General features: G+C 69.7%; 12 protein-coding genes and 1 pseudogene. 8 read left to right on the top strand and 5 right to left on the bottom strand.

The window, feature by feature from the left end:
* Window positions 1–150: 150 nt before the first annotated feature.
* Window positions 151–933 (top strand): GntR family transcriptional regulator, encoded by a 783-nt coding sequence (locus OTB19_RS43455; protein WP_324290561.1) that lies wholly within the window; start codon window positions 151–153, stop codon window positions 931–933.
* A gap of 210 nt (window positions 934–1,143) precedes the next feature.
* On the top strand, window positions 1,144–2,319 hold the full coding sequence (locus OTB19_RS31910; RefSeq protein ID WP_267802190.1) for a hypothetical protein: 1,176 nt from the start codon (window positions 1,144–1,146) through the stop codon (window positions 2,317–2,319).
* Window positions 2,320–2,399: 80 nt separating this feature from the next.
* On the opposite strand, the gene OTB19_RS31905 is transcribed toward OTB19_RS31910, so the two are convergent.
* A complete protein-coding gene (locus OTB19_RS31905; protein WP_267802162.1) occupies window positions 2,400–3,239 on the bottom strand; it encodes a hypothetical protein in 840 nt (279 codons plus the stop codon).
* A gap of 155 nt (window positions 3,240–3,394) precedes the next feature.
* Window positions 3,395–3,679: a hypothetical protein gene (locus tag OTB19_RS31900; protein ID WP_267802161.1), complete on the bottom strand. Its 285-nt coding sequence runs from the start codon at window positions 3,677–3,679 to the stop codon at window positions 3,395–3,397.
* A gap of 155 nt (window positions 3,680–3,834) precedes the next feature.
* On the opposite strand from OTB19_RS31900, the gene OTB19_RS31895 reads away from it, so the two are divergent.
* The 6 genes and pseudogenes from OTB19_RS31895 (at window position 3,835) to OTB19_RS31870 (ending at window position 9,694) form a co-directional block, all read left to right on the top strand.
* Complete coding sequence (locus OTB19_RS31895) at window positions 3,835–4,143, top strand: helix-turn-helix domain-containing protein (RefSeq protein ID WP_267802160.1); 309 nt, start codon at window positions 3,835–3,837, stop codon at window positions 4,141–4,143.
* A gap of 191 nt (window positions 4,144–4,334) precedes the next feature.
* The gene (locus OTB19_RS31890; protein ID WP_267802159.1) at window positions 4,335–5,294 is read left to right on the top strand and encodes a hypothetical protein; all 960 of its coding nucleotides are present in this window, start codon (window positions 4,335–4,337) and stop codon (window positions 5,292–5,294) included.
* 19 nt (window positions 5,295–5,313) lie between these two features.
* Window positions 5,314–5,865 (top strand): telomere-protecting terminal protein Tpg, encoded by a 552-nt coding sequence (gene tpg, locus OTB19_RS31885; RefSeq protein ID WP_267802158.1) that lies wholly within the window; start codon window positions 5,314–5,316, stop codon window positions 5,863–5,865.
* Window positions 5,820–7,580 (top strand): annotated as a pseudogene (gene tap, locus OTB19_RS31880) (telomere-associated protein Tap); the annotation flags it as partial. The gene tpg and the pseudogene tap, both read left to right, overlap by 46 nt.
* Window positions 7,581–7,787: 207 nt before the next feature.
* Window positions 7,788–8,471: a hypothetical protein gene (locus tag OTB19_RS31875; protein ID WP_267802156.1), complete on the top strand. Its 684-nt coding sequence runs from the start codon at window positions 7,788–7,790 to the stop codon at window positions 8,469–8,471.
* Window positions 8,468–9,694 carry a hypothetical protein gene (locus OTB19_RS31870; RefSeq protein WP_267802155.1) on the top strand — a complete coding sequence of 409 codons (1,227 nt, stop codon included), beginning with the start codon at window positions 8,468–8,470 and terminating at the stop codon, window positions 9,692–9,694. Before OTB19_RS31875 ends, OTB19_RS31870 begins: the two co-directional genes overlap by 4 nt.
* Before the next feature lie 103 nt (window positions 9,695–9,797).
* On the opposite strand, the gene OTB19_RS31865 is transcribed toward OTB19_RS31870, so the two are convergent.
* The 3 genes from OTB19_RS31865 to OTB19_RS31855 form a co-directional block, all read right to left on the bottom strand.
* Entirely contained in the window at window positions 9,798–10,145 is a 348-nt protein-coding gene (locus OTB19_RS31865; protein ID WP_267802154.1) for a hypothetical protein, read from the bottom strand.
* Between the two features lie 454 nt (window positions 10,146–10,599).
* On the bottom strand, window positions 10,600–11,697 hold the full coding sequence (locus OTB19_RS31860) for a TniQ family protein (protein ID WP_267802153.1): 1,098 nt from the start codon (window positions 11,695–11,697) through the stop codon (window positions 10,600–10,602).
* Between the two features lie 76 nt (window positions 11,698–11,773).
* A complete protein-coding gene (locus tag OTB19_RS31855) occupies window positions 11,774–13,756 on the bottom strand; it encodes a hypothetical protein (protein WP_267802152.1) in 1,983 nt (660 codons plus the stop codon).
* Window positions 13,757–14,607 lie beyond the last annotated feature (851 nt).

Below are 14,607 nucleotides of genomic sequence, written 5' to 3'. Positions count from 1 at the left end.
CCGCGCCCCGTTGGGGCGGCGGGTGATACCGAACCGTTCCCATTCCTAGGAATGGGCGGCTCGGTTACGACCATGACACTCTCGGGGATCACTGTCAACCATTCCTAGGAATGTGCTGTACTGGTACACCCGACGGGAGGAACAGAGGGCATGACTGCGAAGTGGAAGGCGCTTGCCGACAGGCTCGCCGCCGAGATGGACAACGGGGATCGCCCGCCCGGTTCGTCACTGCCCCAGATCCTCGACCAGGTGGCGGCCGGCGAGGGCTCCAAAGCGACCGTGAACAGGGCCTATCAGGAGCTCGAAGCGATGGGATACGTCGTCTCGCGCCGGGGTCGCGGGACGGTGGTCCGCAACCGCACCCGGGTTCGCGTGCCGCTGAGCCGGTACGAGCACGTCCTCGAACCCGGGGGAACGCGGGGGCCGTGGGAGACCGCAACGGCCGAGCAGGGCCTCAACGGCCGGATGGAGGTCGAGGAGCCGGCGGCCGAGACGCTGCCCGCCCCCGCCGACATCGCCGAACGCCTTGGCCTCTCACCGGGCGCGGCCGTGGTGCGCCGGCGGCGGCGGGCCATGATTGACGAGGATGTCGTCCAGCTCCAAGAAGCTTGGTACCCGGCCGACGTCGCCGAGGCCGCCGGCCTCGACAGCCCCACCAAGATCGTGGGCGGAGTCCTGGCGGGCCTGATCGCTGCGGACATAATCCCGGCCGTGGCGGCCGAGTTCGTGACGGCCGAGGAGCCGACGCCGGACCAGGCCGCCCGCCTGTCCATCGGGGCCAGGGTGCCCGTAATCGTGATCGACCGCGTCACCCGCGACGGCACCGGGAGAGTGATCGAGCTCGTCCGGATCACGGGGGCCGCCGACCGGCTGAGCCTCGTCTACTCGCCTCTGCCGCTCAAGGTCCGCCGATCTCGGAGCACCCGCTCGTAGCCCTCACAAAAGCGCCCGGCCCCTCATGGGGCCGGGCGCTTTTGCATGTCCCGACGCCCACCGGACGGGTGATTTCCGCCTCGCGTACGTGAGCGCAGAAGGGGGGTATGTGCCCAACTCGCCCCGAAATCCGGGGTATTGACAGCTCTGGCATGTTTGCGCATCTTTTGTCATGCCCGGATCTGGCCGGGCTTGAGTGGGAGGTCTGCGATGGGAATGCGAATGGAGTACAGCGAGGGACAGGCCGCAGGGCGCCTGCGGGTATCGCGGGCGGCGCTGCGGTGGGCGGTGCACACCGGGGCGGTACCGGGCCCCGACCTGGCCGCTGGCACGTGGTCGCGGGCGGCGGTGGAGGCGATCGACGCCGCCGCGGTACAGGCGGGGTTGTCCGCCGAGCCGGTACCGGCGTACGAGGTCGTGCAGCGCCTCACCGATGCTCTGGCGTGCTGGGAGATCGAGGTGAACCTCTCGACGGCGGCAGAGCTCACGGAGGCTGGGCTACTGGCGGACCTTTCGGGAGATCCGAAGCGGCCGTCATTCCACCCCGTCCAGGTCGAGGCCCTGGTCACCCGCAGGGATCTGGCCCGCATGGTGGCCGACCTCGTCCTCCTGGGCCCGGACCAGGCCGCCGCCCGACTGCGGGTGCGCCGGGTCGAGTTCGACCACATGGTGCGCCTCGGCTGGATCACGGCCACCCGCACGGTGCGGGTGCGCTATCCCAGCTCCCAGGGCGGCCCCGTCACCGTGGCCCTGTACCGGGCCGCTGATGTCGGGCTACTCCCGGCCGTCTACCCCGAGGTGAGCTGGTCCGCCCTGCGCACCGCCGCCAAGGGGAGCCGATCCCCGCTTGCGACGGTGACCGCCGAGGACCACCAGGCGGTGAACCTGGCCGGGGTCGGCCGGATCGCCGGAGTGGGCCGAGCCGCCGCCGCGAACTGGCGCCGCCACGCAGCCGGCTTCCCCGCCCCGACCGCCGGCACCGACAGGAATCCCCTGTTCGCTCGGGCCGAGGTCGCCCTCTGGCTCCGCGCGAACGGCAAGCTCTGCACGCCATGGCCCGCGCGCCGACCCGCCTTCGTGACAGTGGCAGGCGGGCAAACCGTCACCTTGGACGACCCCGACCTCCTCGTCCGTGACGGCGGCCGGGAGGAGTTCGGCGGATACACCGATCGGGACGCACCCGTGCCCTGGCCCCGCGCCGAGCTCGTACGGGTCGAGATGCCGGGGCACTCCCCGTATTCCGTGGCCGGGGCGAGCGTGGACATCAGCTATTCCGGCTCGCCCACCCGCCAGTACGTGACGTTCTTCTGGCACACCGAGGAGCGCCGCCCCCTTGCAGGCGACAGCGGGATCCCGGGCGCGACAGGCGGAGCCCGCACTCCCTGAGAACCACCACGACCCAACGTGAACGGGCCCTCGCACCGGTTGGTGCGAGGGCCCGTTCACGTTAAGTCGGAGCGCTCCGCCTAGGCGGTCTTTGCCCAGTACCCCGCTGGCGGGCGCGACGCGCCGAGTTCCTCCGGGGTGCTGCACTGCTGCCGCCACAAGGCCGCCGAGGGCTGCGGTTCGACGGTGACGCCCTTCCCGTGCTTGCCTGCGGTCAAGGTGAGGCGGTGCAGCGGCTCAAGTTCCGCGGCGGCCTGCCGGGGGATGGTCACCACCCCGTCGAGGAGGGTGCGCGCCTTGGCGTACGCGGCCTGTCGCTCGTGTTCGGCGCCGCGGCCGTCGAGTGCGATTTCGAGGAGGGCGCGCGCCTTGGCGATGGCTGCCCGCTCCGACTCGGGCAGGTGATGGACACCGGCCTTGCGGGCGTGTTCGTCGGCTGCCTGCCACGCGGTTTTCAAAGTGCTGACGGCTCGCCGGTAGGCGTCGAGGTCGGCGCCCCGCCGGGCGTCGGCTGCGGCATCCATGGCGTGCAGAAATGCGACGGTGCGGGGGACGGTGACGTCGGCGAGGGCGGGCCGGTCCAGGAACGCAAGGACATCGGCGGCGTACTTCCCGTACGCCTCGCGGACCTCGTCGTGATCGGCCTTGATGGCCTGGCGGCGGGCGAGCTCGGCGGCAGCCCGCGCGCGGCCAGCAACCCCACGACGGCGGCGACGGCCCAGGAGTCCGACCACTGCGCCCACGACCCCGGCCGCGGCGGCGACGCCGAGCGCAGACCAGAGGAGCCAGAACGGGAACCTGTCGTCTGCCTTGTTGCCGGTCGAGCCCGTTCCGCTACTGCTGGCGGCACCTCCGGACGGGTCCGCCCCGCCCGTGATGGCCGCCACCAAGTCCGGGCCCGCGAACATGGCCACGGACACGGCGCATCCCCCGAGGACAAGAACTGTGATCGCGCGGCCGATCTCCCGGCGCATCCAGGCAGAGAACGCGACGAAGACCACTACGGCAAGCCCCACCACGGGGCCGGCTATCCGGAGCACTGACTCTGTCGCGGGACCCAGCTCGACCCAGGGCGTCATGCCGCCGCCCTGCGCCTTCCCTTGGGCCGACTGGCCTTTTCCGCCTCGCGTTCCTCGGCCGCTCGCGCGAGCCAGCCGGGATGCGCTTCCTCGACGAGTTCCCGGAGGTACTGGCTCACGATGCCGGCCTCCCTGGCGACGGCGGAGAGGTGGCCGTATTTCGTCGACGTAACCGCCTCGGCGACCGCCGCCGCGATCAGCGCGCCCCTGTCCTCTTCGGCTTTCTTGGCCGACTTCTCGGCCGCCGCGCGCAGGGCGGCGAGGGTAGGTGTGTTGGTCATGCCCCGAGGATGACACGTCGGAGGGGCGACTACAAGCGAGACTTGTAGTCGAGCTCCAACCATGCAAGAGTATGCAGTGATCGGCGCGGCGCAGGCGGCCGCGCCTCCCTGCCTGCCAATATGAGCAAAGATCATAAGCAGTGAGGAAACGACATATGACCAGGGGTAAGCCCGCGGGGATGAGCAGCGAGCAGATGCTCCGCGTGACCGTGGCTGCGCTCTTGCAGGCCACTGGAGAGAATCAGACCGCTCTCGCCCGGGGGCTGCGGATCACCCAAGGAGCGGTCAGCCGGAAGCAGAGCGGCGGGGCCTCCTGGTCCCTCGAAGACGTCGACCGACTGTCGGCGCACTACGGCATCCCGGTGCCCGACCTCCTGTGCGGCCCGTCGTACGCCGTTGAGCAGCTCCCCGCCGTCCGGCGGGCCGCGCTCATCGGCGGCTCGCAGCAGATTTTCACTGCCTGACCTTGATCACGGACGGTGTCCGTGATCGCGCACAACCGACCCATTGCATGCGAAAGGCCCCGCCGGGGGTTCTACCGGGAGTTACCAGCTCCCGCCCCGTGAGGCCTCTCGTGACCCGCTCAATAGGTCTGCTGTCGAGTGTACCCACGGACATCGCGGGGACACACCGCAGCAGCCGGAAAGGCCGATCAGTGGCACAACATCGGGCGATCAGCCCGGACGACTGCCCCCGCTGCCGTCAGGTTTTCGCCGCTCTTGAGGAGCGACAGATCCGCGACCCCGAGGCGGAGATCACCACTCGGGAGATCGGCCAGGCGGCCGGACTCAAGGAGCGCGCGACCCAAGTTCACCTGCGGCACCTGTTCGAACACTCTCGTATCGACGCCGATCGACGCACTCCGCTGAGCGGAGTCGGTCAGCCGGTGCTCCCCGGTGCGCAGGCGTGGGCCGCAAGCGTGACCGCACCGGACCCGACATGCGCCAAGTGCCTTGTGGCATTGGCCGGTTGGGGATGGGATGGGCAGGTCGACGTCAAGGAACTCGCCGCCATGGCGGGGGTCTCCGTGCGGTCCGTCGAACGTCACCGGCCGCATCTGGTCGACTTCGACCTCGTCCGGTTCCGGAGCGCGAGCATCCCGGCGGGCGGTGGCGTCTTCAACGGCGCCAAGCCCGCGCACTTCACCCTCATGTCCGGCTTCTACGCCCGCGCCCTCAACGACGCAGAGCGGGCGGAAGTCCCAGCCAGGGCGGCGGCGGTCATCGACCGCGTCCGCTGGTTCGTCGGGGTGACCGAGGCCGAGCGGGAGCTCGCTGCGGAAGCGGTCGGGTTCGTCCTGCGCGCGGGGTGGCCGGACGAGGCGATTCTCAAAGCGTTGGACGCTTCCGAGGACCGTAACGCGTTCAACCCCAGCGGGTACCTGCACAAGCTCCTCGGCAAGCTGCGCGGTAAGCGCTACCTCATCCCCGCACAGCACATGTTCACGGGCGCCGGAGCGCCTCGCGTGGGCTCCTGCTGGACGTGCAAGGACGCCGTGAAGACGACGAAGCCGGAGGGCTCGAAGCTCTGGTGTGGCGGCACGTACTGCCTGAACGCCGGCACGGTGCACGACACGAGCACCGTGCGCCCGATCCACCGCACCCGCACCGCCTGACCTGAGAGGAGTTGCAGCCATGGGCAAGGTTTTCGACGCCATCAAAGCGCGGTTCCAGACCCGCGACATCCCCAAGACCGAGCGCGGTCGGTTCAACGCCCTCATGCGGAGCGAGAAGGGCAACACGAAGAAGGTGGCCGAGCGACTCGGGGTCTCACAGCGTCAGGTACAGCGCATCGCCAAGGGTGACCGCAAGATCGAGAACAGCAAGCCGGAGACCTTGAAGCGCCTTGAACAAGAGGTATCGAAGGGACATCAGCCCCGTGTGAGGGCGCAGGCTGAGAAGCGCGCGCGGGAGCGCGGGCTCACGGTGGAGACGCGGGCACAGTTCGGGTTCTCGGCGGACGCCGGATCGACGGATGACCCCCGGTGGCGGCGGCTGACCGAGGACGTTCCGGATCACCTGATCCCGGGCCTGTTCGAGGCTCTGCGCGCCAACGACGAGGCCGAGGTCGAGAGGCTGATCGGCCAAGGCCTCGCCGAGGAGTATTTCCGGATGCCGGGCACAGATACCGAACGGCTCGACGTCGAGTTCGGCGACGTCGATTACATCGAACTGGACTACCGCTGATGACCGCCACCACTGAGACGACGTACACAGCACCCCTAGTCGTCCTCGACGCCACCGCCGGCGTTCTCGTCGCGCATCGGCCCGACGTCCAGCGCACCGACGTACCGGCCGAAGTTGTCGACCTCGCGACGGCCGCCGAGTGGGCGCTCGCCGTGGGCCTCGGCGCCCCCAAGCTCAGCCAGGACGGAGAGGACTCGGGTCCCCTCCTAGTACTGACCGAGTCCGCTACCGAATTCCTCGGTCTGCCGGCGCGCCTGGACGATCGCAAGCGCCTGCGAGTGCCGGACGATCACCCGGCGGTCAAGGCCCTGACCGAGGCCGGATGGACGCACAGCCGGGCGGGTGTCGGCCCGTGGACGTTCCTGTACCGGGGGCGCACCGAGGTTCGTGTCGCGTCCGTGGTGTGGGGCGCGTTCGACACGAACATGCGGTGGGGCGGGATCGCGGACGTGGCCGCCGCCCCCTCGGCCTTGGCGTACACGCTCGGCCTGTTCGCCGAGCGGGTCATCAGCCCGACGGGCTCGACGGCCGGGTGCAGTATCGGCCTGATGGAGGCGGTCCGGCCGCCCACGAAGCTCGTGTTCAACCGCGGGACGGGCCGGCCCCACCGCATGCCGGTGGCGGGCTCCCTTTCGCGTGCCGTCGATCCCGCACCGCCCGAGGCGCCGGACGAGCACCCCCTCGCCGCCGAGCGGACCCGCGACGAGTCGAGGAGCCCGGCGCACGTCCTGGTCGAGGAGGCCCTCGCCTGGTACCGGGAGCCGACCGAGCAGGAGGCCGCGCTCCCCCACGTGGTGGGCATCGATACGAACGTCGCCTTCCTCGCAGCCTCCAACCGTTTGACGGTGGGCCTCAGTGAGGCCGTCTACACCGACGGCCCGAGCTTCGACAAGAAGATCCCCGGCGCTTGGCTGTGCGACTTCTCCGGGTTGACGCTGCGCGCTAAGGATCTCCAAACCAAGCAGTGGCGGGACCTCGACCCGCGGATCCCGAGCCCGTTCACTCCGGACGGCAAGGCCCCGGCAGGCCCGGCCTGGTACGCGACGCCGACGGTGGCCTACGCGGTCGAGCTCGGTATCGACGTCCAACCGCTCGCGGCATGGCTGCGCCCGGAAGCCGGCGGATACCTCGACCTGTGGCATAACCGACTGCGCGCGGCATACATGGACACCCTCGCGGACCTCGGCGTCACGGACGGAATGGATGAGGGGGAGTACGTCGCGGCCATGGCGGCGATCCGCGAGCGTGACCCCGAGTCCGTCGCTCTCCTCTCGGCCATCAAGCAGGTGGCCAAGGGCGGAATCGGCAAGATGAGGGAGAGGCCTCAGGGGAGGCGCGAGGGGAGGAATGCCCCCTGGCCCGCCCTCAAGCGCCCGACGTGGCGACCGGACATCCGCGCCGCAGTCATCAGCAATTCGCGCACGGGCCAACACCGGAAGATCGTCAAGACGTGGCTCGCGACCGGCGCCGTCCCGCTTGCCGTTCTGGCCGACTGCGTCCTGTACGCCTCGGCCTATCCCACGGCTCGCGCCCTGGTGCCGCGCAAGCCGGACGGGGAACCGCTCCCTGGCGGGTTCCGCCTCGGCCCGAACCCTGGCTTCATGAAGCAGGAGGGCGTACAGCCCATGCAGTGGTACCGGGATACGACATCGAAGGACGTCAACCCGGGTCGGTTCATCAAGGAGGGACGCGACGCCGTCCGTGATGGCGAGTAGCGGCTCGGAGGCACATCGGGTGGGGCCCGGCGCAGTCGCGCCGGGCCCCACCCGTCTTTCCGTCGGGTCAGCGAAATCGTCGATCTCCACTCTTCCCGTAGTTCGTAAGGGGGTTGAGAGACCCGAGCGCCGCCATGCTTCCGCACTCCCCCATCCGAGTGGGAAAGCGTGCATGAATCGGCGTGATCAAGGACTACCGTCTCCCGTATGACGACACATTCACCCGCCGTGGTGATCCCCCAGCAGGGCCGGCGACTCGCCTTCATCGGCAAGGGCGGGACCGGCAAAAGCACGATCATCGCCCACATGCTCAAGCACTGGAACGACGCTGGCATCCCGGGGTCGGCCATGGACGCCGACGAGCCCGGCGACGAGGAAAACGGCAGCCTGATCGACTGGGCAGACGAGGCGGACCTCGGCGGGCCCGTGTACCCCGCGCCGAACCGGTCCAAGGTCCGGGACCAGCTCGTGAAGTACACCCCGGAGTCCGGCCTCCTCGCCGTCGACACCGGAGCGTGGAACCGCAAGGCGGGGAACATGCACTTCGCGGTCCTGGCGGGCGTCGACCTGGCGGTGTTGACACTGCCTCCGACCCGCATGGAGCTCAACCGAGCCGGCTCCGTCCTGGCCGCCATCGACCACCTCGAAGAGGTCGGCGCACACGTCCCACGCCTCGTCATCTGTCTGACCCTGACGAACGCCTCCGCCAAGGCGGCTGACGACACATACAAGGACCTGACGGGCGCCGGCTTCACGGTGCTCAAGACGCGTGTCCCGCGAGTGGACGCTCAGGACGGTTACGGACAGTCCTACGGTCTGGAGCCCAAGCTCATCCCCGGCTCGCCCATGGACCTCCTCGCCGCCGAGCTCGCCCGGGAGGCGAGCGCGTGACGGTGCAGACGACGAACCGCGCCGACATCCTCAACCGGGCCCGCAAGGGCGGTCGCGCGGTGAAGAACACCGCCGCCCACCTGCCCGACATGTCGTCGGCCGTGGCTGGCGTCCGGGAGCTCGCCGACCAGCTCCCGGACCTCGATGACGTCGCAGACGTCGCCGAGGGGGACCGCTCGCCCCTGAGCGAGACCGAGGTTCGACAGCGGGACCTGACCGAGGGCGTGATCCGGTCCGCGCTCGCGGCCGGTGACGCAGCGATCTGGGTTATCGGCAAGGCCCTGACTCTGGCAGCCAAGGGCAAGTTCCACCGTGACCAGAACCTGACCTTCGACCAGTACGCCCGATCTGTCACCGGCAAGAGCCCCGCACACGTCCGCCGGTGGATGGATGGCGCGCCCCTGGCCCTGGCAGTCGCCGCGGCCACCGGCACGAACACGCCCTCGGAGCATCACGTCCGCAACCTCCGGAAGGTTGAGAAGGACCTCGGTAGGCGCCCGGCCATAGAGCTCTACCAGAGCGCAGACAAGGCAGCCGGGGAGGGCGGACAGAAGGTCACGGGGGCGGTGATCATCGAAATCCGGAAGCAGCTTCCCGCCGAGCTCCCTGAGGACCCCGAGGAAGCCGCCCAGGTCGTACGGGACACGACCCGCCGCGTCATGACGGCCCCTCCGAAGATTTCCTCTCCAATTGGAGAGGAAATCGAGAAGGAACCCAAGGGCCCCGCCTCCGGCGACGACGGGCCCGCAGCCAAGGCTGCACCGGTACGGATCGCGGCCGTCGTCCCCGCCGAGGTCGCGGCCAAGCTGGGGGAGTGGGCCGATTTCCTGTCCCTCGGTCACCGCGTCCCACTGGATACCTCGGACGTTCTCGCTCTCGTCGTCGAGCTTGCCACGGACCAAGGAGCAAGCTCCTTGAGCGTCCTCTCGGATCGGATCGAGGACCGGCACACCGAGACAGCCGGCCGCGGCGTGGCCCGCTTCACGTGGCGCCCCAACCCGCGAGCAAAGGCCACCCGGACCGCCGAGCGCCGGATCAAGGGCCACCCGGCCGCCAAGGGGAGCGACTGGACCCCCCACTGTGCGACCCCGGCCCCGGCCGAGGGAGAACCGTGCGCGGAACTCACCACCTGGAAGGTGGAAGACCCCCAGCAGGGAACCGCCTACTACTGCGACAAGCACCTCCCGGAGGAGGACACGCCTCCCGGCGTGTGGCGCGACTAGGCACGCCCCGCGCGTTTTCTCTCCAATTGGAGAGAAAACGCGAGCGAGAAGGCAACGGCCCCGGAGCTCATGAGCTCCGGGGCCGTGCGCATGCGGGTGGGGGTCAGGCGCGGGCCGGAACCGCCTCGGGGGAATCGTCGGACCATGACCAGTCGCCGGCGTCGTGTCCCTCTGCCGGTTCGTGGCCCGGATCTTCGAGGCACTGCCACCAGTCGCCGCGCTCGTCCGGGAACTGCGCCGTACAGGTATCGAGCTCGGGCTCGGGTGGCGGCACGAGGAGACCCACCGCCGCCAGGACGGCAGTCACGGCGTCGGCGAGAGGTTCCTCACCGGCGAACGCACCAGCCCGCGAGAGGATGGCGCCCGCTTCCCTGACGGCTGCCTGGTACTGCTCCTCCGTGACCACCCTGCGTGCGGTGCTCCGATCCTCAGCGTCTACGGCGTCAGCCATGCGCGGTGTCCCCTCCTGATGTCGGTCGATGCGCCCCAAGTCTGCCGCTCGCCGGAACCATGAGGAACCGGAACCGCCACGCTCAGGCCTCCGGCGCCACTGCGGGAACAGTGGGACGGGAAAACCGCAGGTGGGACCGGAACCGCCAAACCGTGCACCCCCAGTACACCGGAACCGCCAAACCGTGCACCCCCTACCGCAGTCCGGCGAACGCGGAGCCGGACATCCCTGCATATCCCCTGGTGGGACCGGAACCGCCAAACCGTGCACCCCTCGCGAACAGTCGTTATGACGGCTGCGCATGCTGTATGAACTGGGGGCATACGACCCTGTCACCGATGCTGCGCCGGAGCCAGCGGATTTCCCAAGGAACGGCAAGGGCCCGGCCAAGTTCCGCCCGGGGTGGACGACTCCCGCCTCCTGGTGCTCGACGTCGTCCGGGGCTCACGGGCCCCTACTTCCGAGGCAGGCCGATACACCCGGGGTAGGCCACCCATCGGCAGCTCGGGGCACGGCCGTTGCAGCGGGGGCACACGGTCGTCGTCTCAGTGAGAGGGAGACCGTAGACCCACATGAGGCACGACGGCGTCCGGAACGGCCCGTGATCGGTGGGCGGCTGGCGCTGGTGCAGGTCCGGAAGCCGATTCCAGCGGCGCTCCACAGCGGTGAGGCCCTTCGGCTTCCCTGGCGGTTCCGGCCGGTGCTGCTCCAACCAGTATTTGAGCGGCACACGTTCCCGCTTGGCCAGCGCGCCGGCAGGACTGAGCCGCCCGACACTCTCGACCCATCCCTCGAACGAGGCCCCGGGCCTTCTGCGCCGCTCCTCCCATTTCCACATGAGTTCGGCCACCGCGACGGCCTCGGGGTAGACGACTGCGGGTGCCGCGCGGCGTCGGTGCCGGGACATGCCGAGAGCGTCCTCGCGAGCGTGCCACGCTTCGGCGGAAAACTGCCCGCCGACCCACCACCACAGCATGACCTGATGCGCGTCCGCGACGAGGGCGTCACCGACCGGCCCCAGTCGGTGCACGAGCTCGCGGTGCTGCACCAGAGCCCGCCCGAGTTCTGGAACCGGTCCCGTGTCGATGAGGTATCCGCCATCGTCCCCGGCCATCCACCGACGGCCGCAGCCGCACGGCCGCCACCGGTGCCCCTCGGCGGCAAGCCACGCCCCCGGCTCCATGCACAGGGGGCAGGCCGGCAGCGGCAGGGCTGCGAGGTCCCTCGGCCACAGTTCGAGGCGCAGCTCGCAGACGAGGCGACCAGCGTGGGCGCCGGGTAGTGCGCGGGCGAGTTGGTCAGGCTCCCGCTCGACCAGTGCAGCCAGCCGAGCGAGCGCCTGGGCGGAGAGGAGGATCTCCTCGCGCTCGGGCAACAGGCCCTCGTCGGGGAGGGGGGCGTCTCCGATCGCGGCAAGGAGCACGGGGAGGGGTAGGCCGTTGGCGGTCGAGGTGCGGGCCAGGTACGAGGCCGTCGCCTCCCCATGGATCAGGGGGACGCGAATCGGGAGATCGTGCGCCGTGAGCGGTGCGGGCGTCGGGCTGGAATTCATGTCGGCACGGTCCCACAGCAGGGCACCGCGAGGGCCGGGAAGCCGGCTCCCCTTTCACTGTTTTGACGCGACCCTGTCAAGTTTCAGGAATGACTCCCGCGGCGCCCCAAGGAGGATTCAGCCCCCTGACCCTAGGGCCAGGAGCACGGGGAGGCCCGCGCCTCCCGCCCGCTGACATCAAGCACCTCGCACCGCTGGAAGGCTGTCGCGCGGCCTGTCGCGCGGCCTGTCGCGCGGCGTCCTGTCGTGCCCTGTGACCTGCGCAGACTCCCCCCACTCCCCCCGCCTGCGCCGGACGCGACAGGGGCCGGGCAACAGGGGCGGCCACGAGGGTCAGGGCCGGCGCCCGCACAGCCGGCGCGGCTGCATCGGGGGTCTCGGTGCCGGGCGCTGCGCCGTTCGTCGCGCGGGTCGCCTCATCCCACCGACGGGTGGAAACGGGGACCGCGCCGCGGTCTGCGTCATCGGCCCACACGGCGTCAATGGCGTTCACGTCGTCCCGCATCCGGGCAATGGTCCGGTCATACTCCGCCGCGCGGTTGAGCCTGTACGCCTCGGCCTCGGCGTTCTGCTCACACTGGGCGCGATGAACCGTACGGGTCACCGTGCCGAGGTAGCGATGGGGGGAGCACTCCAGCACGTTCCACCCGCGCACGGTCCCCGTGTCGGTCATGTCCGGGACCGCGACGAACGGGGACCCGTTCACCGCGGCCAGTGCCGTACGGGAGACGTAGAGGGACCGCAGCGCGGACGTAGTGCCCACCTTCCGGCCGTAGCTGTCTTTCCACATTCCCGGACGCTGCGCGCTCTCGTACGCCCGTTCCGCGTCCTCCACGAGGTATTCAGCGCGCCTGATGGTGTCCGCGCGCTCCTGCGTCACCTCATGCCACGCGACCGCCTCGGCCATGGCGCGCGCGTCTGCCTCGCACCCGTTGGCGAGTGCCTCGGCCCTACGGGCCCACTGGGCCGCGCGGGCAGGGTCGGTGGTCTCTTCCCCGTCAACGTCCCACCGGATGTGACACTCCGCGTCATAGGCCCGAATCGACCGGCGGGACACCCGTCGCGCCGCGGCCCGGACTTCCGCGTAAACCGCGTCCACCCATCCGGGGACAACGTCCGCACGCTCGGCACCGACGGACGCGTCCGCCGGAACGTCGCAGAGCGGCAGCCATCCGCCGAGACGCTTGCGCAGAGCATCCATAAGCGCGCGGCTGCACTCGTACGCCTCGGTTGCGCGTTCCGCGTGACTGCCAGCCTCGGCCTTCCACTCGCGCACCGTGCGGCCCTCGGCCGTAGCAACCGGCGTCGGACCCGCGGCAGTCTGCGCGGCCTCGGTCGCGCGGACTGCCGCGCGCCGCTCCTCCGCCTCGGCCGGCGCCTCGGTGGCACGCGTGATGAGTTCCTCCGCCTCGGCCCATGCGCCGCAAAGCATCATCTGACCAGCGGCCCGGAGTTCGTCATCCTCGGCCATGATCAGTTCGCCGATGCGGACCGCCTCGGCATCGACGGTGCGCACCGCTCCGGACCCGCTCCGGGCGAGGATCGCGCACATGATCTCTCGGCAGGCGCACATCCACTCAGCGCACCGCATGCACTCGCTGTCGGCCTCGGTCCGCGCGAGTTCAGCCGCGGCCTTCGCGGCCTCGGCCGCTTCCTCCGCAGAGCCGAGCGCTTCCCGCGCCGTGTCAACGGCGTCCCCAGCTTCCTCGGCCGCCCGGTCCGCCTCGGCTCCGCACTCACCGGTGACCGCGCCGGCCGCCTTCCGGCACGCGGTGCGCGCACGGGCCGCGCGAGCAACCGCGCTCTTGCACTTCTTGACCGCCGTTGCCGCTTCCTCGGCCTCGGCCTCGGCGTCGTCCGCCGCCCCCTCGACCTCAGCGCGCGTGCGCGCGGCCTCGGCCAGCTCCAACGCGCCGTTGGCCGCGCTGTGGGATGCCTCGGCCAGGTTCTTGAACTTCTCGGCCTCGGCGAGAGCGTCCGCAGCAGTTGCGCTTGCCTTGAGCACTGCGGCCAGCGCAACGCCTGCAACCGGGGTAGCGGCCTCGGTGGTTGTGGTCATGGGGAAAATTCCTTCCGATCATTCCGCCGCATTACCGGCGGGGGGTGCGGTCCCCACATTAGCGAACTTGCACTCCAACTACAAGTTGCACTGCAAGTTGCATGGCGATTCCCGCTCGCGTCCCATGGGCCTCGCGCGGCCGGCCGCAGGATCAACCCATCCGACACGCCCCCGATGTGACCGACCGACAAGAAGGGGGCAGAGGCGGGCTGTACGCTCCTCCCGCGAACGATCTCCACCCCAGGGCCCCGCTCCCGACGGGAGCGACTCCGCGGCCTCCTGGCGGTCACACGTTGGCGCGCGGCTATCCACAGGCATCTGTGGGAAAGGGGTGCACGTTTTGGCGGTTACGGCGTTGACCTGCAACAACGGCCCGATCGCGCCGGAACCGCCACTGGATGCACCCCATTTGAGTAAGGGTCAGATGTTTACTTGCACCCCTTACTCGAACAATGGATGGGAATCGTTTTCAACTACCAGGCAAGAAACGACCTATACACACAGGTCAGACCGGCACCGCCAAACTGTGCACCCCCCACCCGCTGTTCGATTTCCAGGCTGTGGAAAAAGGGTGCACAGTTTGGCGGTGCCGGTAACCAGGCAGAGACCCGAAACCAACCGGCGACGGGCCAAAGTGGCCCTGAGCTGCGGAAATGCCCAAATGGAGGGGGTGCACGGTTTGGCGGTGCGTAACCACCTTCCATCTCTCATCCGCAGACAAAATCAGTGATCCGCGAAGCGGATCACCAGCCCCCGCGAAGCGGGGGCATATAGCAGACAACGTGAAACGCTGTCAAGTGATCGGCGAAGCCGATCACTGGTTGTACCACGCGAAGCGTGGTACAGACCCG

This window comes from Streptomyces sp. H27-H5 (genome assembly GCF_026627505.1).
GTDB lineage: Bacteria > Actinomycetota > Actinomycetes > Streptomycetales > Streptomycetaceae > Streptomyces.
The sequence above is the reverse complement of the archived record's forward strand: the minus strand, read 5'-3'. Positions and strand labels throughout refer to the sequence as shown.

Excerpts from the sequence above, each read along its gene's own strand:
- OTB19_RS43455 (WP_324290561.1), top strand. The coding sequence starts at position 151 with ATGACTGCGAAGTGGAAGGCGCTTGCCGACAGGCTCGCCGCCGAGATG.
- OTB19_RS31855 (WP_267802152.1), bottom strand. The coding sequence starts at position 13,756 with ATGACCACAACCACCGAGGCCGCTACCCCGGTTGCAGGCGTTGCGCTG.
- OTB19_RS31860 (WP_267802153.1), bottom strand. The coding sequence starts at position 11,697 with ATGAATTCCAGCCCGACGCCCGCACCGCTCACGGCGCACGATCTCCCG.
- OTB19_RS31865 (WP_267802154.1), bottom strand. The coding sequence starts at position 10,145 with ATGGCTGACGCCGTAGACGCTGAGGATCGGAGCACCGCACGCAGGGTG.
- OTB19_RS31895 (WP_267802160.1), top strand. The coding sequence starts at position 3,835 with ATGACCAGGGGTAAGCCCGCGGGGATGAGCAGCGAGCAGATGCTCCGC.
- OTB19_RS31875 (WP_267802156.1), top strand. The coding sequence starts at position 7,788 with ATGACGACACATTCACCCGCCGTGGTGATCCCCCAGCAGGGCCGGCGA.
- tpg (WP_267802158.1), top strand. The coding sequence starts at position 5,314 with ATGGGCAAGGTTTTCGACGCCATCAAAGCGCGGTTCCAGACCCGCGAC.
- OTB19_RS31900 (WP_267802161.1), bottom strand. The coding sequence starts at position 3,679 with ATGACCAACACACCTACCCTCGCCGCCCTGCGCGCGGCGGCCGAGAAG.
- OTB19_RS31910 (WP_267802190.1), top strand. The coding sequence starts at position 1,144 with ATGGGAATGCGAATGGAGTACAGCGAGGGACAGGCCGCAGGGCGCCTG.